The 20,732-nt window shown below is 46.1% G+C and carries 15 protein-coding genes and 1 pseudogene; 11 read left to right on the top strand and 5 right to left on the bottom strand.

Going from position 1 to position 20,732, the window contains the following annotated elements; genetic code table 11:
• Nucleotides 1-13: 13 nt before the first annotated feature.
• The 3 genes and pseudogenes from C6H66_RS08695 to ackA form a co-directional block, all read right to left on the bottom strand.
• Nucleotides 14-130, bottom strand: a pseudogene (locus C6H66_RS08695) (type II toxin-antitoxin system HicB family antitoxin); the annotation flags it as partial.
• Between the two features lie 72 nt (nucleotides 131-202).
• Nucleotides 203-2,329 (bottom strand): phosphate acetyltransferase, encoded by a 2,127-nt coding sequence (pta, locus tag C6H66_RS08700; protein WP_219847611.1) that lies wholly within the window; start codon nucleotides 2,327-2,329, stop codon nucleotides 203-205.
• An 87-nt stretch (nucleotides 2,330-2,416) separates the two neighbouring features.
• The gene (ackA, locus tag C6H66_RS08705) at nucleotides 2,417-3,619 is read right to left on the bottom strand and encodes an acetate kinase (RefSeq protein WP_036781389.1); all 1,203 of its coding nucleotides are present in this window, start codon (nucleotides 3,617-3,619) and stop codon (nucleotides 2,417-2,419) included.
• Nucleotides 3,620-4,011: 392 nt separating this feature from the next.
• On the opposite strand from ackA, the gene yfbV reads away from it, so the two are divergent.
• Nucleotides 4,012-4,467, top strand: coding sequence for a terminus macrodomain insulation protein YfbV (gene yfbV / locus C6H66_RS08710; RefSeq protein WP_036811929.1), 456 nt, complete (start codon nucleotides 4,012-4,014; stop codon nucleotides 4,465-4,467).
• Between the two features lie 175 nt (nucleotides 4,468-4,642).
• Entirely contained in the window at nucleotides 4,643-6,475 is a 1,833-nt protein-coding gene (locus C6H66_RS08715; protein WP_105395370.1) for an SLC13 family permease, read from the top strand.
• On the opposite strand, the gene yfbR is transcribed toward C6H66_RS08715, so the two are convergent.
• Both yfbR and C6H66_RS08725 read right to left on the bottom strand, forming a co-directional pair.
• Nucleotides 6,472-7,065: a 5'-deoxynucleotidase gene (gene yfbR / locus C6H66_RS08720; protein ID WP_065389800.1), complete on the bottom strand. Its 594-nt coding sequence runs from the start codon at nucleotides 7,063-7,065 to the stop codon at nucleotides 6,472-6,474. The two genes, C6H66_RS08715 and yfbR, sit on opposite strands and share 4 nt — an antisense overlap.
• 682 nt (nucleotides 7,066-7,747) lie before the next feature.
• Nucleotides 7,748-8,968, bottom strand: a complete 1,221-nt coding sequence (locus C6H66_RS08725) for a pyridoxal phosphate-dependent aminotransferase (RefSeq protein WP_036781379.1) — start codon at nucleotides 8,966-8,968, stop codon at nucleotides 7,748-7,750.
• Nucleotides 8,969-9,779: 811 nt separating this feature from the next.
• Between C6H66_RS08725 and hexA the strand changes: the two genes are divergently transcribed.
• From hexA to nuoI, 9 genes are all read left to right on the top strand, one after another.
• Nucleotides 9,780-10,709, top strand: a complete 930-nt coding sequence (gene hexA / locus C6H66_RS08730) for a transcriptional regulator HexA (RefSeq protein ID WP_036781377.1) — start codon at nucleotides 9,780-9,782, stop codon at nucleotides 10,707-10,709.
• Nucleotides 10,710-11,415: 706 nt separating this feature from the next.
• On the top strand, nucleotides 11,416-11,865 hold the full coding sequence (locus C6H66_RS08735) for an NADH-quinone oxidoreductase subunit A (RefSeq protein WP_011147306.1): 450 nt from the start codon (nucleotides 11,416-11,418) through the stop codon (nucleotides 11,863-11,865).
• A gap of 17 nt (nucleotides 11,866-11,882) precedes the next feature.
• Nucleotides 11,883-12,557, top strand: coding sequence for a NuoB/complex I 20 kDa subunit family protein (locus C6H66_RS08740; protein WP_011147305.1), 675 nt, complete (start codon nucleotides 11,883-11,885; stop codon nucleotides 12,555-12,557).
• 118 nt (nucleotides 12,558-12,675) lie between these two features.
• Complete coding sequence (gene nuoC, locus C6H66_RS08745) at nucleotides 12,676-14,475, top strand: NADH-quinone oxidoreductase subunit C/D (RefSeq protein ID WP_105395371.1); 1,800 nt, start codon at nucleotides 12,676-12,678, stop codon at nucleotides 14,473-14,475.
• A 2-nt stretch (nucleotides 14,476-14,477) separates the two neighbouring features.
• On the top strand, nucleotides 14,478-15,026 hold the full coding sequence (gene nuoE / locus C6H66_RS08750; RefSeq protein ID WP_105395372.1) for an NADH-quinone oxidoreductase subunit NuoE: 549 nt from the start codon (nucleotides 14,478-14,480) through the stop codon (nucleotides 15,024-15,026).
• Nucleotides 15,023-16,387 (top strand): NADH-quinone oxidoreductase subunit NuoF, encoded by a 1,365-nt coding sequence (nuoF, locus tag C6H66_RS08755; protein ID WP_036811921.1) that lies wholly within the window; start codon nucleotides 15,023-15,025, stop codon nucleotides 16,385-16,387. The genes nuoE and nuoF overlap by 4 nt, the downstream gene beginning before the upstream one ends.
• Nucleotides 16,388-16,462: 75 nt before the next feature.
• Nucleotides 16,463-19,186 carry an NADH-quinone oxidoreductase subunit NuoG gene (gene nuoG, locus C6H66_RS08760; protein WP_105395373.1) on the top strand — a complete coding sequence of 908 codons (2,724 nt, stop codon included), beginning with the start codon at nucleotides 16,463-16,465 and terminating at the stop codon, nucleotides 19,184-19,186.
• On the top strand, nucleotides 19,186-20,163 hold the full coding sequence (gene nuoH, locus C6H66_RS08765; protein ID WP_046395986.1) for an NADH-quinone oxidoreductase subunit NuoH: 978 nt from the start codon (nucleotides 19,186-19,188) through the stop codon (nucleotides 20,161-20,163). Before nuoG ends, nuoH begins: the two co-directional genes overlap by 1 nt.
• Nucleotides 20,164-20,177: 14 nt before the next feature.
• The gene (nuoI, locus tag C6H66_RS08770; protein ID WP_036781362.1) at nucleotides 20,178-20,720 is read left to right on the top strand and encodes an NADH-quinone oxidoreductase subunit NuoI; all 543 of its coding nucleotides are present in this window, start codon (nucleotides 20,178-20,180) and stop codon (nucleotides 20,718-20,720) included.
• Nucleotides 20,721-20,732 lie beyond the last annotated feature (12 nt).

The raw sequence follows: 20,732 nt of genomic DNA on the forward strand, positions 1-20,732 counted from the left end.
TGATTCATTTTGCGAAATGTATCTCAATAGCACTTTTAGCATCTTGCCAGGCTTCTTCAAGTGTATCGCCAGCAAAATAACAGCCGGGTACATCAGAAAACCAGCATCTTTCCGGGAATAAAAAGAAAATAAAAAGGCCAAATCCAGGGAAGTACAGGATTCAGCCTTTGTCAGCGATTAATCTTCTACGGATAAGAAGCGGTTACGCTTCTCCCTGTGCTGATTGAATCGCGGTCAGTGCAACGGTGTAAACAATATCGTCTACCAAAGCGCCACGAGACAGGTCGTTAACCGGTTTACGCATACCTTGCAGCATTGGTCCGATTGAAACCAGATCCGCAGAACGTTGTACCGCTTTGTAGGTGGTATTACCGGTGTTCAGATCAGGGAAGATGAACACGGTAGCTTGACCGGCAACCGGTGAGTTTGGTGCTTTGGATTTCGCTACATCTGCCATGATTGCGGCGTCATATTGCAATGGGCCATCAATGATCAGGTCTGGGCGTTTTTCCTGTGCCAAACGAGTTGCTTCACGAACTTTTTCAACATCACTACCGGCGCCGGAGTTGCCGGTAGAGTAGGAGATCATGGCTACGCGCGGTTCGATACCAAATGCTTTAGCTGAATCCGCAGATTGGATAGCGATTTCAGACAGTTGTTCAGCCGTCGGATCTGGATTGATTGCACAGTCACCGTAAACCAGAACCTGTTCCGGCAGCAGCATAAAGAACACGGATGATACCAGCGAGCTGCCCGGCGCCGTTTTGATTAACTGCAATGGCGGGCGGATAGTGTTGGCCGTGGTGTGTACCGCACCGGATACCAAACCATCAACTTCGCCCTGTTCCAGCATCAACGTACCCAGAACAACGTTGTCTTCCAGTTGTTCACGTGCGACGACTTCGGTCATGCCTTTGCTTTTACGCAGTTCAACCAGACGTGGAACATAACGCTCACGTACAGCAACCGGATCAACAATTTCAATACCCGCGCCCAGTTCTACCCCCTGAGCAGCGGCGACACGGCGGATCTCTTCTGGATCACCAAGTAGAACGCATTGCGCAATACCACGGTCAGCACAGATAGATGCCGCTTTCACGGTACGAGGTTCGTCACCTTCCGGCAGAACAACGCGTTTGCCTGCTTTGCGCGCAAGTTCGGTTAATTGATAACGGAATGCAGGTGGAGAGAGGCGATGTGGGCGTTCAGAGTTCGCTGTCAGGGAGTCGATCCACTCTTTGTTGATATGGTGTGCGACGTAGTTTTGCAGTTTTTCAATACGTTCATGGTCATCTACCGGAACTTCCAGGCTGAAACTTTGCAGGCTCAGGGAAGTCTGCCAGGTGTTGGTATCAACCATAAAGACTGGCAGGCCAGTGTTGAAGGCACGTTCACACAATTGCTTAATCGGCTCATCGATGGCATAGCCGCCGGTCAGCAGAATTGCACCGATTTCAACGCCATTCATAGCCGCCAGACAGGCTGAAACCAGAACGTCTGGACGATCAGCCGAAGTGACCAGCAGAGAACCGGGACGGAAGTGCTCTAACATGTGTGGAATGCTGCGTGCACAGAAAGTCACGGATTTCACACGACGGGTTTTGATCGCGCCTTCGTTGATAATACGGGCGTTCAGGTGTTTTGCCATATCAATTGCACGAGTTGCAATCAGGTCAAAACTCCACGGAATGCAACCCAGAATCGGCAATGGGCTGTTTTTAAACAGCGTGTTCGGATCGATGTTAGCTACGGTGGCTTTTGAGGATTCGTCAAAGATCTCTGACAGATCAGGACGGGTACGGCCTTGATCGTCAACCGGCGCATTCAGTTTGTTAATAATAACACCGGTAATGTTCTGGTTTTTGCTGCCGCCAAATTCAGCACGAGCCAGTTCAACACGTTCTTTCAACTGTTCCGGGGAATCGTTGCCTAGCGCCAATACGAATACGATTTCAGCATTCAGCGTTTTGGCAATTTCATAGTTGAGAGATTGGGCGAATGAATGCTTGCGGGTTGGAACCAGACCTTCAATCAGAATGACTTCTGCATCTTTGGTGTTTTCGTGGTAAAGGGCCACGATTTTTTCCATCAGTACATCTTTCTGATTGGTTGTCAGCAAAGATTCCACATGCGCCATGTCCAGCGGTTCAGCGGTTTTTATGCTGGAATGAGAGCGGATGATTGTCGTGGTTTGATCTTGGGCGCCACAGCAACGGGATTGGGCGATAGGTTTGAAAACACTCAGGCTAACGCCTTTTTGCTCCATTGAGCGGATTACACCTAAACTAACACTGGTCAAGCCGACGCTGGTGCTAGTAGGGATCAACATAATTGTACGGGACACGGAAACCTCTTTACGGTTGCTCGTTGGTCAAAAAATAGTACCGCCAGCAGTGGCTGGCGGTTGGTCAAATTATTACGCGGTCAGACGCGCTGCGTCTTGAGCGATCACTAATTCTTCATTGGTTGGGATCACCAAAGCAAGACGGCTGTTGTCAGTCGTGATAGCGCCGGATTTACCGAAGCGAGCCGCCAGGTTACGGTCGTGATCGTATTCAAAGCCTAACAGAGCCAGTTTTTTCAGTACCAGCTCACGAACCAGTGCGGAGTTTTCACCAATACCACCGGTAAAGATAATGGCATCCAAACGGCCTTCCATCAGTGCGGAATAAGAGCCGACGTATTTAGCCAGACGGTGGCAGTAAACGTCCATCGCGCGTTTAGCATCGGCTTTAGTTTCATAGTTATCTTCTATATAACGGCAATCACTGGTGACTTCGGTCAGACCTAGCAGACCAGATTCTTTGGTCAACAGTTTGTTGATTTGTTCAACGCTCATGCCCAGTGAATCATGCAGGTGGAAAATGATAGCCGGGTCGATGTCACCGCTGCGGGTACCCATTACCAGACCTTCCAGTGGCGTCAATCCCATAGAGGTGTCAACACACCGGCCATTAACGATAGCGGAGATGGAACCACCATTACCCAGATGACAAACGATAACGTTCAGCTCTTCAACCGGTTTGTTGAGCGTTTTTGCCGCTTCACGGGAAACGAAGAAGTGGCTGGTTCCATGTGCGCCATAGCGACGAATGCCGTGTTCTTTGTACAGGTTGTATGGCAGGGCATACAGGTAAGCCTCTTCCGGCATGGTCTGATGGAACGCAGTATCGAATACGGCAACGTTTTTGTCAGTCAGGTGTGGGAACCCTTTTTTCGCTTCTTCGATACCAATCAGGTGAGCCGGGTTGTGCAATGGTGCGAATGGAACCGCATCTTTAATCCCTTGAATCACTTCATCATTGATGGCGACGGATGCTGTGAATTTTTCACCGCCGTGAACAATACGGTGGCCGATTGCGGTGATTTGATCAGAAAGTTCTGGTTTTTCCGCCAGAATAGTATTAACAATAAAGTTCAATGCTTCACTGTGGGCTGCACCAGCACCTAAAGCGGCTTCATGTTTCGCGCCATCCATTTTCCACTTAATGCGGGCTTCGGGCAGGTTAAAACATTCAGCTAGACCAGAAAGATATTCTTCACCGTTAGCAGGATCGATGATAGCAAATTTCAGAGAAGAGCTACCGCAATTGAGGACCAGTACCAGCTTACTTGACATGGAAATACCTATATCGTGTTTGTCATTGAGTCTTACAGATAAGACATGTTGATTAATAAAACGTCAATTACTTATGAGCGTAGCGCGTAAGGTGATGACATTAAATGATTAACATCATGCTCTATGCAAAGAGCATGATGTTAAGGTTTCGATTTTCAAAACCCCTTTTTTGCCAGCCATGATGTTAAGAGATAGCGTGATTTGTTAACAAAATGAACCTAAATGCAGTAAAAAAGGTAAAATGTGTCACTTTACTGCTGTGTATAACACAAAAGTGGATGTAGGATACCGATAGCCAGCAGTAAAGACAAAATATACTTAATCCTACAAAAAATATTTTATCATTTACAATGTTTTTTTAAAAAATGTGTTTTTAATTGATTGAGGTCATAATGAGCGCAATACCTCCCACCAGTAATGGATGGCTGAGAAAGATGCAACTGGGACAGCAATACATGAAGACTTGGCCGATTGAGAAACAATTGGCGCCCATGTTTCCTGAAAACCGGATTATTAAGGCAACTCGTTTTGGTATCCGGTTTATGCCGCCGTTGGCTATTTTTACGTTGACGTGGCAAATCGCACTGGGTGGTCAGCTTGGTCCGGCTGTGGCGACGGCGTTGTTTGCCTGTAGTTTACCGATGCAAGGGTTATGGTGGTTGGGGAAACGGGCATCAACGCCACTACCGGCGGCATTGCTGAAATGGTTCCATGAAATCCGTGATAAATTTGCCGCAGCCGGTATTGCAATGGCTCCGGTGCAGCAAACGCCAACTTATCAATCTCTCGCAGAATTGCTGAAACGCGCGTTTAAACAACTCGATCGTTCGTTTCTCGATGATGTTTAAGCCAGGAGAAATCCGTTTAGATTATTGCCGTCAATGTATTGAAAAATCAGAAATGATGATTCATGGCGAAAAGTGGGGGCATTGTTGATCGCAACCGGAGATTTTCCCTCAATAAAATGGTCTACTAGCCAAGTTTTCGACACTAACATCTTCTTCTTTGTTGATAGAGGCCATTTTGAATAGCGAACTCTTGTGGGTATTGACCCTGCTGTTGATAGCTATTGTTCTTTTTACCACCAATAAACTGCGCATGGATATTGTTGCATTATTGGTGATTATCGCGTTTGTCATGAGTGGAACGTTAACGCTCGGTGAAGCGACCAGCGGTTTCAGTGATCCCAATGTGTTGTTGATAGCTGCCCTGTTTGTTATTGGCGAAGGGTTGGTAAGGACTGGCGTTGCTTATCAAATGGGGGACTGGCTGGTAAGAGTTGCCGGAAACAGCGAAACCAAAATGTTGGCGCTACTGATGATGACGGTGGCGGGTCTTGGTGCTTTCATGAGCTCTACAGGAGTGGTCGCAATTTTTATTCCTGTGGTGCTCAGTGTGGCGGTAAGAATGAAAATTTCGCCGGGGCGGTTGATGATGCCTTTGAGTTTCGCCGGGCTTATCAGTGGCATGATGACATTGGTAGCAACGCCGCCCAATATGGTGATTAACAGTGAGTTGATACGGGAAGGGCTTCCCGGTTTCAAATTTTTCTCTATTACACCGATTGGTATTTTGATTCTGTTTGCCGGTATTGGTTATATGTTGATCGCTCACCATTGGTTGGGAAATGATCAATCGGATAAAGGTCATGACAAATGGAATCGCCGCACTTTCCGTGACCTTATCCGCGACTATAAATTATCCGGTCGCGCGCGTCGTCTGGCTATCCGTTCAGGTTCCCCGCTGATTGGCCTTTCTCTTGATGAGTCAAATTTGCGTGCCCGCTATGGGGCTAATGTCGTTGGTATTGAGCGTTGGCGACGTTTTCGGCGCGTTATGGTCAGTGCAGTGGGCAATACCGAATTGAGAGCGCGGGATGTGTTGCTGGTTGATATGTCAGACAGCGAAGTGGATCTGCGTGAGTTTTGCAGTGAGCAATTATTAGAGCCGATGGTGCTGCGTGGGGAGTATTTCTCTGAACAATCTCGTAATGTGGGAATGGCGGAGGTTTCTCTGATCCCGGAGTCAGATTTATTAGGAAAGTCGCTGCGGGAAATCTGTTTTCGTACCTGCTATGGCTTGAATGTTGTTGGTATTCGACGTGATGGTGAATCGTTGCCGGGTAAACTGGTCGATGAGCCGTTGCAACTGGGCGATATTTTGCTGGTTATTGGTGACTGGAAACTGATCCGTGTCCTGCAAACCAAAATGCGCGATTTTATTGTCCTTAATCTGCCGGTTGAGATCGAAGAAGTAGCCCCGGCAACGTCCCAAGCTCCACATGCGCTTTTTAGTTTGGCGCTGATGGTAGCCATGATGCTTACCGATGAAGTACCCAATGTAATTGCCGCATTGATAGCTTGCCTGTTGATGGGAAAATTCCGCTGTATTGATATGGAAAGTGCGTACCGCTCTATTCACTGGCCCAGTATTATCCTGATTGTCGGGATGATGCCGTTTGCACTGGCATTACAGAAAACCGGCGGGATTGATCTGATTGTTCGCGGCCTGATGGATATTGCCGGTGATATGGGACCGAGGGTAATGCTGGTATGTCTATTTGTACTTTGTGCGGTAATCGGTTTGTTTATTTCTAATACGGCAACGGCGGTATTAATGGCGCCGATAGCCATTGCTGCCGCGCGTGAAATGGCAGTCTCTCCGATGCCATTTGCGATGATTATTGGTGTGGCGGCTTCCGCCGCATTTATGACCCCGGTTTCATCCCCAGTGAATACGCTGGTTCTTGGCCCCGGTGGCTATAAGTTTTCCGATTTTGTCCGTTTGGGCGTGCCATTTACCCTGCTGGTGATGGTGATAAGTGTGCTGGTCATCCCTTGGTTGTTTCCATTCTAATGTGGAATATCAAGGCTAATTTCATCCAGTGACAAGCTGAACCCTGGTACAAAAACTTTCATAAAGTAATCCATCTCCTGGCTGTGACGATCAGCCAGGGTTTTTTCAAGCCGGGCTTTCGCCAGATTGAATTCATGGTTACCTGCCGATAACTCTTCCAGACATTTCAGATAAGCGCACAGGGAATCGGCCTGCTTAATGATAAAAGTTTCTTCTGCTGTATGCTGACTATCATCCAGGATTGGGAGGAAATCCTTTTGTAGCTCTGCGGGCAGCATTTCCAATAATTTCTTCTGTGCGATTTTTTCTATCTTTTTGTATTCCCGTGCGATATGTGGATTGTGATATTTGACCGGTGTGGGTAAATCTCCGGTGATAACTTCGCTGGCGTCGTGATACATAGCCAACAACGCAATGCGTTCAGCATTCACATTGCCGCCAAATTTGCGGTTTTTGATAATGGCTAAGGCGTGTGCGACAAAGGCTACCTGTAGGCTGTGTTCAGACACGTTTTCTGTACGTACATTGCGCATCAAAGGCCAACGGTTAATCAGTTTCAAGCGGGAGAGGTGGGCAAAAAAGTGGCTCATAATTATCTCTTACAGTAAACATTGCTGTTATTGTGAGCTGTGGGTGGGGTGAAGTAAACCTTAAAATCGTTTCTTAATTTTTATCCCTTTATTTTGTAGGGGAATGTGCTATTTACCTGGAGCACATTAAAACGGGTATCCAGACCGTATAGTAAGGGCGATAGGGTTAATTTACATTTACCATTAACTGGCAATGTTATAATCGTGATGGATATATTTTTTAAAAGAAATTTATTTCTCTACTCCATTTTATATACAATTCATATACAAAAATTTCATATAATTTACAATGGGTTATTATTTATTCAGGTGTTCTCTTTTATCAAGTTTAATAAATGCAATGTTTAATTCTTTTGTATCTTGCTAATGCCTTATATAATCACTGCAAGAGTCCTCTATAAAATAAAAAAATTAGTCTGTGTTACCGGTAAAAAATGAAAATTTATTGGTCTTATTTTGCAGAGAGTCATCATTTGGCATCAATAAAGAAAGCTATGGAAATGGTTATCAAGGATTTCTCTCTGACAGGTGAGGTTTTCCTCAGTGAGGGAAAAACGGGTAGGCTAGGTTTATCGGACAGACTAGATTTATCGGAATAGAAGAAATAGGTTTTCTTCTACACCGACAGAACGTATGGTATGAATAATCTCCGTTATCAGTAATCTCTTTCTGTGAACGGAGATTATTTTTGCTGGTGATATTTGCCAATAAATCGAGCGAATTTTTGAATCGCCATCTCCAGTTCGTCGAGCCTTGGTAACGTCACGATGCGGAAATGGTCAGGTTCCGGCCAGTTAAATGCGGTTCCTTGCACTAACAAAACCTTCTCTTGTAATAAAAGGTCAAGCACCATCTTTTGGTCATCATGAACATTAAAGCGCTTCGTATCAATTTTGGGAAACATATATAAAGCGCCTTTAGGTTTTACGCAGGAAACGCCGGGGATTTGATTAATTAATTCCCATGCCCGGTTACGCTGCTCATACAAACGACCACCAGGTAAAATGAATTCACTGATACTTTGGTAACCACCCAAAGCAGTTTGAATAGCATGCTGCATTGGCACATTGGCGCATAAACGCATTGATGCCAGCATCTCTAAACCTTCAATATAGCTCTTAGCGTGTTTCTTCGGGCCGTTTAATACCATCCAGCCTTGACGAAAACCTGCTACCCGATATGTTTTGGATAGCCCGTTAAATGTTACCGTTAACAGATCAGGGGCGAGTGCGGCAATTGAATGATGCTCTGCATCGTCATATAAGATTTTGTCGTAAATCTCATCAGCAAAAATAATCAAATTGTGTTGACGGGCTATTTCAACAACTTCCAACAGCAATTCTTTACTATATACAGCACCCGTTGGATTATTAGGGTTAATAATCACGATCCCACGTGTACGAGGTGTAATTTTGTTGCGGATATCGTTTAAGTCAGGAAACCAATCTGACCCTTCATCACACATATAATGTACGGCTTTGCCGCTGGAAAGTGAAACCGCCGCAGTCCAGAGAGGATAATCAGGAGCGGGAACCAGCATTTCATCACCGGTATTCAGTAATGCTTGCATTGCCTGAACGATTAATTCAGAAACGCCATTGCCGATATAAATATCTTCAACGGTCACATCCATCATATTCCGAGCTTGATAATGTTGCATGATAGCTTTGCGTGCGGAATACAGACCTTTCGAATCTGAATAACCCTGCGCGGTTGGTAAGTTACGGATAACATCTACCAAGATTTCATCTGGCGCTTCAAAACCAAAGGGGGCTGGATTACCAATATTTAATTTGAGGACTTTATTACCTTCTTCTTCAAGGCGTTTCGCTTCCTTGAGTACGGGGCCGCGGATGTCGTAACAAACATTATCCAATTTGCTGGATTTTTTAACTGCTAGCATAGAGAGTCTTACCTTATCTTGGCAAAAAAAGGGGCGCCTGGCACATAGCGTGTAACATTTAATGTACTCTTCCCGCTGAATGTTTTGAAGATGCCTTGATATATTTGGTTAAAATGGTTGTTTTAGTAGGGAAGTTGTTATTTGAGTATCTTTTTATGCAAATTATGTCAGTGTTAAATTCTGAATTTATTAACAAGATTAAATTTATAATCTTAATTGTGGGTGTTTTCTAGTGTGGAAATGGAGTGTTTTTAACGTGATAACGGCTTGATTGCTCCATTTTGGGCAGAAAGTGATCATGGTTCAATTTGCCAATAAAAGTTGTTGTGTTTGTATAATTTATTCTTATGTATAAGATTTGCCTTGAATTGGCAATTCAGAACTATATATTTTAGAAAGATCGAACAATATTTTTGATCATTTCTGGAAACTAGTTGTAAATTTATCTGAATAGGATTATTAAACATTAGTGATATTGTAGATTTTTACTTTATATTTAGTTTTTCTGATATAACTTATGTTATTCTTTGACGTGAGTCAGAAAACAAAATAACCAAACTAGAAATCACATATAGGGTGTTGTAAATAGGGATTGTCCCCAATTTATTTAGGAATCCGAGTAACTTTTGCTAACGAAGAGGAGAAAATAAAACCCGCAATGGGTTGAATAGGTAAAAAAACAGCAGTAAATCTTTGCCCTATTTAATAGAGTAGAGTACTGTCTAAGCGATGTTAATTTAATTTGATAGTGCTTACGTAAAAACACCAGGTTAGTTAGTAATTAAAATCAAAAAAAAGTGATGAATAAACAATGATAAATGCAAATCGTCCGATAATGAATCTCGATCTCGATCTGCTAAGAACTTTTGTTGCTGTTGCTGATTTAAATACTTTTGCAGCAGCAGCAGCAGCAGTATGCAGAACGCAATCGGCTGTAAGTCAGCAAATGCAACGTTTGGAGCAGTTGGTGGGCAGAGAGCTGTTTGCCCGCCACGGCCGTAATAAGCTTCTTACAGAGCATGGTCTTCAACTTCTTGGTTATGCAAGACAAATTCTGCGCGCTAACGATGATGCCAGCGCATCATTAACCTATAGCGATGCAGAAGGCGAACTAAGAATCGGTGCATCCGACGATACGGTGGATACACTGCTCCCTTTTTTGTTAAATCGCATCGCTTCTGTTTATCCGCGGATGGCAATAGATGTCCGTATAAAGCGTACTCAATTTATTGAAAGTATGCTGGATAGCCATGAGATCGATTTGGCGCTCACAACCGCGAAGATCAGTCATCATCCAAGGACTGTTCTGCGCTCAACACCGGTATTATGGCATTGCGCCCCTGATTTCCAGCTACAACCAAATGAGCCTGTGCCACTGGTTGTGATGGATGAAACCAATCCATTCCGTCAGTTGGCGTTGGATACGTTGGATGAGGTGGGAGTATCGTGGCGGATTGCTTATGAAGCCGCTTCTCTGTCGGCGGTTCGCACGGCGGTGAATGCAGAAGTCGGTATTACTGCCCGTCCTCTGGAAATGCAAAATGCCGATCTGCGTATTTTAGGGGAGAGTGAAGGGCTTCCTCGTTTGCCTGAAACTCAATTCTCTCTTTATAGACATAGCAATGAACAAAATGAATCTGTTCTGACGGTTTTTAGTGCTATAGAGAATAAGAAAACGCCATACACGATATCGGGTGTTCCAGAAGAACTTCCTGATGATGACGATATTATTGATGAGTAATATCTGAAACGCTTGTCTTTGCTAATACCTCCATTATGGACGGAAGGAGGTATTAGCTCCCTAGATATATTTATAAGAAATCATCAACTGAATTCATCTTATTTTGTTGTTATCGTAATCATTAAATATACGGTGGCATTTTTCTTAACACCCCCCTGATTTGGTTAACAAATTGTTATATTGTTAACAAAGTAATAATTCGCTGAATTGATGAAATAAGAATTTCTGTAGTGAACGGGAACTTTTCTTGTCGCTAATGGATAAAAAATATAATTTCTTCAGATTTGAATGAATTATCATCAGCAGTAAAATTTTTTTCTGTCAAATTGTGTACTTGATCAAAGAAATACTCCCTATGTAGCAGTGGAAAGGCAGGTTTTTCCTGAGATAATGATGTAGTAAAAGCGAGTTATCGGTTAGACTAGTTTCCGCCGCTATTCGCATGCCAGTTTACTGACACGTTTTAGCAGCGCGGCAGCACGATCCGTTAAGACTAAGTTTGTTGTTTGTAAATAAATGTTAGATTAATTTTGTCATAACAGACAAAATATTGTTGAGAGGAGTAAAAACCAAGAAGATTCACTCCATCAATCATTGATTAACAGTGTTTCAGATTTGGTTATTACCCCTTCCCTTGAATCGATGTGGTGCAACACTGCCAGACAAAAGAGCAGACACTTTTGACACCACTTTTGATGAGTAAGCAATGAGTATGTCAACATCCACTGAACTCTTTGCCCATCACTGGGCATTCGCGGTATTTCTTTTAGGTGCTTTCGGTCTGTGTGCTTTGATGCTGTTAGGGGCGTTTTTCTTGGGCGGAAGAGCGAAAGCCCGGGCAAAACATGTCCCTTATGAATCCGGTATTGATTCTGTCGGTAGTGCTCGTCTCCGTATGTCGGCCAAGTTCTATCTGGTCGCTATGTTCTTTGTCATCTTCGATGTTGAAGCGCTGTTTTTATATGCATGGTCAGTTTCTATCAAAGAGAGTGGCTGGTTAGGCTTTATCGAAGCAAGCATTTTCATTTTGGTGTTACTCGCAGGCTTGTTTTATCTGGTGCGTATTGGGGCGCTGAATTGGACGCCATCTCGTTCAAGCCGCCAGGTAAGTAAACCAAGTGTTGTGATTAACATTAACAATAGTCATCCGCAGTAATAGCGAGGCATTTAAAGATGGATTATACGCTCACCCGCATAGATCCGAACGGTGAGAATGACCGTTATCCCCTGCAAAAACAGGAAATTGTCGCAGACCCACTGGAGCAGCATGTTCACCGTAGTGTTTACATGGGCAAACTGGAGCATGCTCTGCATGATATGGTGAACTGGGGACGTAAAAACTCCCTGTGGCCCTACAACTTTGGTCTTTCCTGCTGTTATGTGGAAATGGCCACATCATTTACCGCTGTTCATGATGTCGCCCGTTTTGGCGCTGAAGTTTTACGTGCATCACCCCGCCAGGCGGATTTTATGGTGGTCGCTGGCACTTGTTTTACCAAAATGGCGCCGGTTATTCAGCGCTTGTATGACCAGATGCTTGAGCCGAAGTGGGTTATCTCTATGGGAGCCTGCGCCAACTCTGGTGGTATGTACGATATTTACTCTGTAGTTCAAGGCGTCGATAAGTTTATCCCCGTTGATGTTTATATTCCTGGTTGTCCTCCTCGTCCTGAAGCTTATATGCAAGCTCTGTTGCTGTTACAGGAGTCGATCGGCAAAGAGCGTCGTCCGCTGTCTTGGGTGGTGGGAGATCAAGGGGTTTACCGTGCCAATATGCAGTCAGAAAGAGAACGTAAGCACGGGGAACGTATCGCAGTGAAAAATCTGCGTACGCCAGACGAAGTTTAGAATCTGTCTTTTAGACAGTAGGCGTGACTCAAAGTAGCCTAATGAATGTAACCAGAGCAATGTGTTGCGATACTAATCCTGATCAAAACGAACACTGATCAAAGCGTTGTGGTGAAAAATGATGATAGATCAGATAGCGCAAGAAAGCGCCCGGCCTGCGTGGCAAACTCACGACCATCTTGATGATCCGGTTGTGGGTGAGCTGCGTAACCACTTTGGCCCGGATGCCTTTACTGTTCAGCCAACCCGTACTGGTATGCCAGTTGTCTGGGTGAAGCGTGAACAATTACTGGAAGTAATGATTTTCCTGAAGAAGCTGCCCAAACCGTATGTCATGCTGTTCGATTTACATGGCATGGATGAGCGTCAGCGTACTCACCGCCAGGGTCTGCCAGAGGCAGATTTTTCTGTGTTTTATCACCTACTTTCTATTGAGCGTAACCGCGATGTTATGTTGAAGGTCGCCCTCAGTGAAAAAGACCTGAATCTCCCGACTGCAACCCCTCTGTTCCCAAATGCCAACTGGTATGAGCGTGAAACATGGGAAATGTTCGGCATTGTCTTTAACGGCCATCCAAACCTGCGTCGTATTATGTTGCCGCCGACTTGGGAAGGGCATCCGCTGCGTAAGGATTATCCCGCTCGTGCGACGGAATTTGATCCTTTCGAACTGACCAGACAGAAAGAAGATCTGGAAATGGAAGCGCTGACTTTCAAACCAGAAGAGTGGGGAATGAAACGAGGTACCGAGAATGAGGACTTCATGTTCCTTAACCTTGGTCCTAACCATCCCTCTTCTCATGGTGCATTCCGTATCATTTTGCAACTGGATGGTGAAGAGATTGTCGATTGTGTCCCGGATATTGGTTATCACCATCGTGGCGCGGAGAAGATGGGAGAGCGCCAATCTTGGCACAGTTATATTCCCTATACAGACCGTATTGAATACTTAGGCGGTTGTGTTAATGAAATGCCTTATGTGCTGGCGGTGGAGAAACTGGCGGGAATTGAAGTGCCTGACCGGGTAAAAACCATCCGCGTTATGTTGTCGGAATTGTTCCGTATTAACAGCCACCTACTCTACATCTCGACCTTCATTCAGGACGTTGGCGGGATGACGCCGGTGTTCTTCGCCTTTACTGACCGCCAGAAAGTGTATGATCTGGTGGAGGCGATTACCGGTTTCCGTATGCACCCGGCGTGGTTCCGCATTGGCGGTGTCGCTCATGACTTGCCGCGTGGTTGGGATAGATTATTGCGCGATTTCCTGAACTGGATGCCTAAACGCCTTGATTCCTACGTGAAAGCAGCGCTGAAAAACAGCATTTTGAAAGGCCGTTCTATTGGGGTTGCCGCTTATAATTCCAAACAAGCTCTTGAATGGGGCACCACTGGCGCTGGGTTGCGGGCAACGGGCATTGCGTTTGATGTGCGTAAATGGCGCCCATACTCCGGCTATGAAAATTTCGATTTCGACGTGCCGATTGGTAATAACGGCGACTGTTATGATCGCGTGATGTTGAAAGTGGAAGAAGTGCGTCAGAGCTTGCGAATCTTGAAGCAGTGTCTGGACAATATGCCTGAAGGTCCATTCAAAGCAGATCACCCACTGACGACGCCACCACCCAAAGAGCGTACTTTGCAGCATATTGAGACCATGATTAACCACTTTTTGCAAGTGTCATGGGGACCGGTAATGCCGGCAAATGAATCTTTCCAAATGATTGAGGCCACCAAAGGCATCAACAGCTATTACCTCACCAGCGACGGCAGTACTGTGAGTTACCGTACCCGCGTCCGTACACCGAGTTATCCGCATTTGCAGCAGATCCCATCGGTAATCCGCGGTGGCTTAGTGTCTGACCTGATCGTGTATCTGGGCAGTATCGATTTTGTTATGTCTGATGTGGATCGCTAACTATGCAAAGTGAAATTAACGCGAGTGCTCAACAAGCGCGCCTTGATGTGGTTAACGTAACAGAGTCTCAGGCAAAAACAGATTTTGTGCTGAGCACCGAAGAGCACGATGCTATCGAGCACGAAAAACACCACTACGAAGATCCGCGCGCCGCTTCGATAGAAGCATTGAAAATTGTACAGAAACATCGTGGTTGGGTACCGGATGGCGCCATTTACGCGATTGCTGATGTGCTTGGTATTCCCGCTAGTGATGTAGAGGGTGTGGCAACATTCTACAGCCAGATTTATCGTCAACCGGTGGGCCGCCATATTATTCGTTATTGTGACAGCGTGGTTTGTCATATTACCGGTTATCAGGATGTCCAGGCTGCGATTGAAAAACATCTGAATATCTGTCCGGGGCAGACGACGAAAGATGGGCGTTTTACGCTGTTGCCAACCTGTTGTCTGGGTAACTGCGACAAAGGCCCGACCATGATGATCGATGACGATACGCACAGTTCTGTCAGACCTGAAGAGATTGAAAAGTTACTGGAGCAGTATCCATGACAGCATATTCAGGAATAAAAGAAATTATTCTTACCGAGGAAAACCATCCTCTTACCTGGCGTTTACGGGATGATAAACAACCGGTATGGCTGGATGAGTACCGTAGCAAAAGTGGTTATCGTGGTGCTGAAAAAGCACTGAAAAGCATGTCCCCAGATGAAGTGGTTTCTTTGGTAAAAGACGCCGGGCTGAAAGGCCGTGGCGGTGCAGGTTTCTCTACTGGTTTGAAGTGGAGCCTGATGCCAAAAGATGAAAGCATGAATATCCGTTATCTGCTATGCAACGCAGATGAAATGGAGCCGGGTACTTACAAAGATCGTTTGCTGATGGAGCAACTTCCTCACCTGCTGGTGGAAGGGATGTTGATCAGTGCGTTTGCCTTGAAAGCTTATCGTGGCTATATCTTCCTGCGTGGTGAATATGTGGAAGCGGCTGTGCATCTGCGTAAAGCCATCGAAGAAGCTAAGGCAGCGGGTTTGTTGGGTAAAAACATTATGGGCAGCGGCTTTGATTTTGAGTTGTTTGTTCATACCGGCGCAGGGCGTTATATTTGTGGTGAAGAAACCGCGTTGATTAACTCACTGGAAGGCCGTCGAGCAAATCCTCGCTCAAAACCGCCATTTCCAGCCACTTCCGGCGCATGGGGCAAGCCTACTTGCGTCAACAACGTTGAAACCTTGTGCAATGTTCCTTCAATTCTCGAATACGGTAAAGAGTGGTATATCGGCCTGAGTGCGGGCAAGAGTAAAGATGCCGGTACCAAACTGATGGGCTTCTCTGGTCGGGTGAAAAATCCGGGCTTGTGGGAGTTGCCATTTGGTACGACTGCTCGTGAAATTCTTGAAGATTATGCCGGTGGTATGCGTGACGGCTTGAAATTCAAAGCATGGCAGCCCGGTGGTGCAGGAACTGACTTCCTGACCGCTGAACATCTGGATCTGCCAATGGATTTCGAAAATATCGCTAAAGCGGGAAGCCGTTTAGGCACTGCCTTGGCAATGGCGGTTGACCATGAAATCAACATGGTTTCTTTAACCCGTAATCTTGAAGAGTTCTTTGCCCGTGAATCTTGCGGCTGGTGTACTCCATGTCGTGATGGGTTGCCGTGGAGCGTGAAAATCCTGCGTGCAATAGAGCGTGGGGAAGGGCAACCCGGGGATATTGAAACGTTGGAACAACTCTGTCGCTTCCTAGGGCCAGGTAATACATTCTGTGCTCATGCTCCAGGGGCCGTGGAACCACTACAGAGTGCCATCAAATATTTCCGTGATGAATTCGAAGCTGGAATTATAACCAAAGACTATGGGAACACTCATCTCATTGCGGGTATCCAGTCAAACCTGTTGAAGCAGCGTTGGTAATGGGTTCTTCACGAAATTAGCAGAATTTTTGATTAACACTTGCTGAAAAGCAGGTCATTTGGAAGCATGCTGACTATGGCTACGATACATGTAGACGGCAAAAAATATGATGTAGACGGGGCTGATAACCTGTTACAAGCTTGCCTCTCTTTGGGGTTGGATATTCCTTATTTTTGCTGGCATCCAGCGCTTGGAAGCGTTGGCGCTTGCCGCCAGTGTGCGGTGAAGCAATATCAAAATGCGGATGATACGCGCGGTCGTTTGATAATGTCCTGTATGACTCCGGCAGCGGATGGCACTTTTATCTCTATTGATGATGAAGAGGCTAAAAAGTTCCGTGAGAGTGTGGTTGAGTGGTTGATGACTAACCATCCGCACGATTGCCCGGTGTGTGAAGAAGGGGGCAACTGCCACTTACAGGATATGACCGTGATGACCGGTCATACATTCCGTAAATACCGTTTCACTAAGCGTACTCACAACAATCAGGAATTGGGGCCGTTTATTTCTCATGAAATGAACCGCTGTATTGCCTGTTATCGTTGTGTGCGTTACTACAAAGATTACGCCGACGGCACTGATTTTGGTGTCTATGGCGCTCACGATAATATCTATTTTGGTCGCCCTGAAAGTGGCACGCTGGAAAGTGAGTTCTCCGGTAACCTGGTAGAAATTTGTCCAACAGGGGTATTTACTGATAAAACCCACTCTGAACGTTATAACCGTAAATGGGATATGCAGTTTGCGCCAAGTATCTGCCAACAGTGCAGCATTGGTTGCAATACCAGCCCGGGAGAGCGCTATGGTGAATTACGCCGTATCGAGAACCGTTATAACGGGACAGTAAACCACTACTTTATGTGTGACCGTGGTCGTTTCGGTTACGGTTATGTCAACAGTAAGGATCGTCCTCGTCAGCCACAGCAATTGCGTGGTGATCATTGGATCTCGCTTAATGCTGAACAGGCTATGCAGGGCGGGGCGGATATTTTACGTCAGGCGAAGAATGCCATCGGTATCGGTTCCCCACGCGCCAGCCTGGAAAGTAACTTTGCACTGCGTGAACTGGTGGGCGCGGAAAACTTCTATAGCGGGATTGCTGCGGCTGAACAACAACGCCTTGATATGATGTTGGAAATTCTTCAACAGGGCGGCGTTTATACACCATCGCTGCGTGAAATTGAAAGTTATGATGCGGTACTGATTTTAGGTGAAGATCTAACGCAAACCGGCGCCCGGATGGCATTATCTGTTCGTCAGGCGGTGAAAGGCAAAGCCCGCGAAATGGCGGCCGCTCAGAAAGTTGCTGATTGGCAAATTGCCGCTGTGATGAATATTGGTCAGCGTGCGAAATATCCCCTGTTTGTGACCAACGTGGATGATACTCGTCTGGATGATATCGCCGCGTGGAATTATCGTGCGCCGGTTGATGATCAGGCGCGTTTTGGTTTTGCAATCGCTCATGCGTTGGATAACACTGCGCCGGCAGTCGAGAATTTGCCTGACGAACTGAAAGTTAAAGTGGAAATGGTTGCGCAAGCGTTGATTGGCGCGAAGAAACCACTGATTATCAGCGGCAGTAACGTCGGTAGTGATGCGATTATTCAAGCAGCGGCCAATGTTGCCTGGGCACTGAAAGACCGAGGTTCAGATGTCGGTTTGTCGTTTGTTGCAATCTATGCGAATAGTATTGGATTGGGAATGATGGAGGCTCAACCACTGGATGTTGCGTTGCAACGGATAAGCAGTGGTGAATCTGATACGGCTATCGTAATGGAAAATGATCTCTATCGGCATGCCGCAGCAGATAAGGTAGACGATGCACTGAGCAAGCTGAAAAACTTGGTTGTGGTTGATCATCAACGCACTGCCATCATGGATAAAGCCCATTTGATTCTTCCAGCTTCCAGCTTTGCAGAAAGTGACGGTACGCTGGTAAATCAGGAAGGCCGGGCGCAGCGTTATTTCCAAGTTTTTGAACCCTCTTTCTACGACAAATCGGTGGTGATGCTGGAGAGTTGGCGTTGGTTGCACTCCTTGCACACAACTTATACTGAACGCCATTTAGATTGGACGCAGCTTGACCATGTTATTGATGCCTGTGTTGAAACAATGCCACAGCTTAAAGGTATTGTTGATGCCGCGCCTGATTCTACATTCCGCATCCGTGGTCAGAAACTGGCCCGTTCACCGCACCGTTACAGTGGTCGTACTGCAATGTTGGCGAATCTCAGCGTACATGAGCAACGTCAGCCGCAGGATGTCGATTCGCCATTCGCTTTCTCAATGGAAGGTAACAATAGCCCAGATGCCTATCGTCAGCAGGTGCCGTTTGCATGGGCGCCGGGCTGGAACTCACCACAGGCTTGGAACAAATTCCAGGCGGAGGTAGGTGGTCATCTGCGCTTTGGTGATCCCGGTGTGCGTCTGATTGAAACCACTGACGGCGGTTTGAACTATTTTGATCAGATCCCGACAGCCTTTACGGCACAAAATAACCAATGGACAGTGGCTCCTTACCACCATTTGTTTGGTAGTGAAGAGTTAACTCAGCGTTCTGATGTGATTCAGGAACGTATGCCGGAGCCTTATGTGATGCTCAATAGCAAAGATGCGGATCAATTGGGTGTGAAAACGGGTTCTGTTTTAGAGTTTGATTGTTTTGGTCAGCAACTGCGTCTGGCAGTTCGTCTGAGTGAAAATCTTGCTCAAGGGCAGATTGGTTTGCCAATGGGAATGCCGGGTATTCCTCCGGTACTGGCGGGTGTTTCCGTGAATAATTTACGGGAGGTTGCATAATGAGTTGGTTAACCCCCGAAATTATTGATGTGCTGATCGCTGTTCTCAAGGCCGTGGTGATCTTGGTAGTGGTGGTTGTCTGTGGGGCATTGATGAGCTTTGGCGAACGTCGTTTGCTAGGGCTGTTTCAAAACCGTTATGGGCCAAACCGTGTAGGTTGGGGCGGGTCGTTACAGATCGTCGCTGACATGATCAAAATGTTTTTTAAAGAGGACTGGGTACCCCGGTTTGCCGACAGAATGATCTTTACCTTGGCGCCGGTGATTGGTTTCGTTTCTCTATTGCTGGCATTTGCCATTGTGCCGATCACGCCGACTTGGATGGCCGCCGACCTGAACATAGGTATTTTGTTCTTTATGATGATGGCGGGTCTGGCTGTCTATGCGGTGCTGTTTGCTGGATGGTCAAGTAACAACAAATACTCATTACTGGGGGCAATGCGTGCTTCTGCGCAGACACTGAGTTACGAAGTGTTTATCGGCCTCTCTTTTATGGGCGTGGTTGCTCAGGCTGATTCCTTCAATATGGTGGATATCGTCAATGCACAGGAACATATGTGGAATATCATTCCTCAGTTCTTCGGTTTCTTAACTTTTGCTATTGCCGGTGTGGCGGTGTGTCACCGTCATCCATTTGACCAGCCGGAAGCAGAACAGGAGCTGGCTGACGGCTATCATATTGAATATTCCGGTATGAAATTCGGTCTGTTCTTCGTTGGTGAATATATCGGTATTGTCACGGTTTCTGCCCTGATTGTGACAATGTTCTTTGGTGGCTGGCATGGTCCGTTCTTGCCGCCGTTTGTCTGGTTTGCGTTGAAAACGGCATTCTTCATGGTGATGTTCATCTTGATACGTGCCTCTTTACCACGCCCACGTTATGACCAGGTGATGGCGTTTGGCTGGAAAATCTGTCTTCCGCTGACCTTACTTAACCTGCTGGCGACTGCGGCAGTGATTTTGTACAACGCTCAATAAGGGGGGAATGAACCATGACATTGAAAGAGTTAGTGGTTGGTTTTGCCACCCAGGTACGCAGTATTTGGATGATTGGCTTGCATGCCTTTCATAAGCGCGAAACCCAAATGTATCCAGAGGAACCGGTTTATCTGCCGCCCCGTTACCGTGGCCGTATTGTGCTAACGCGCGATCCGGACGGTGAAGAGCGTTGTGTTGCCTGTAACCTGTGTGCGGCGGTTTGTCCGGTGGGGTGTATCTCACTGCAAAAAGCTGAACATAAAGATGGTCGTTGGTATCCAGAATTTTTCCGCGTTAACTTCTCACGTTGTATTTTCTGTGGCTTATGTGAAGAAGCTTGCCCGACGACTGCGATCCAATTAACGCCGGATTTCGAAATGGGGGAATTTAAGCGCCAGGATCTGGTGTATGAAAAAGAGGACCTGACGATTTCAGGTCCGGGTAAATATCCTGATTATAACTTTTACCGTAAGACAGGTATGGCGATTGACGGCAAATCGAAAGGTGAAGCTGACAATGAAGCGAAACCTATCGACGTTAAAAGCCTGTTGCCGTAAGGAGCGATATTC

This window comes from Photorhabdus hindustanensis (assembly GCF_002968995.1).
Taxonomy (GTDB): Bacteria; Pseudomonadota; Gammaproteobacteria; order Enterobacterales; family Enterobacteriaceae; genus Photorhabdus; species Photorhabdus akhurstii.

Coding starts and splice junctions, on each gene's coding strand:
- nuoI (WP_036781362.1), top strand. CDS start 20,178: ATGACATTGAAAGAGTTAGTGGTTGGTTTTGCCACCCAGGTACGCAGT.
- C6H66_RS08735 (WP_011147306.1), top strand. CDS start 11,416: ATGAGTATGTCAACATCCACTGAACTCTTTGCCCATCACTGGGCATTC.
- nuoG (WP_105395373.1), top strand. CDS start 16,463: ATGGCTACGATACATGTAGACGGCAAAAAATATGATGTAGACGGGGCT.
- nuoC (WP_105395371.1), top strand. CDS start 12,676: ATGATGATAGATCAGATAGCGCAAGAAAGCGCCCGGCCTGCGTGGCAA.
- nuoH (WP_046395986.1), top strand. CDS start 19,186: ATGAGTTGGTTAACCCCCGAAATTATTGATGTGCTGATCGCTGTTCTC.
- ackA (WP_036781389.1), bottom strand. CDS start 3,619: ATGTCAAGTAAGCTGGTACTGGTCCTCAATTGCGGTAGCTCTTCTCTG.
- pta (WP_219847611.1), bottom strand. CDS start 2,329: ATGTTGATCCCTACTAGCACCAGCGTCGGCTTGACCAGTGTTAGTTTA.
- nuoF (WP_036811921.1), top strand. CDS start 15,023: ATGACAGCATATTCAGGAATAAAAGAAATTATTCTTACCGAGGAAAAC.
- C6H66_RS08740 (WP_011147305.1), top strand. CDS start 11,883: ATGGATTATACGCTCACCCGCATAGATCCGAACGGTGAGAATGACCGT.
- yfbV (WP_036811929.1), top strand. CDS start 4,012: ATGAGCGCAATACCTCCCACCAGTAATGGATGGCTGAGAAAGATGCAA.
- yfbR (WP_065389800.1), bottom strand. CDS start 7,065: ATGAGCCACTTTTTTGCCCACCTCTCCCGCTTGAAACTGATTAACCGT.
- C6H66_RS08725 (WP_036781379.1), bottom strand. CDS start 8,968: ATGCTAGCAGTTAAAAAATCCAGCAAATTGGATAATGTTTGTTACGAC.
- nuoE (WP_105395372.1), top strand. CDS start 14,478: ATGCAAAGTGAAATTAACGCGAGTGCTCAACAAGCGCGCCTTGATGTG.
- hexA (WP_036781377.1), top strand. CDS start 9,780: ATGATAAATGCAAATCGTCCGATAATGAATCTCGATCTCGATCTGCTA.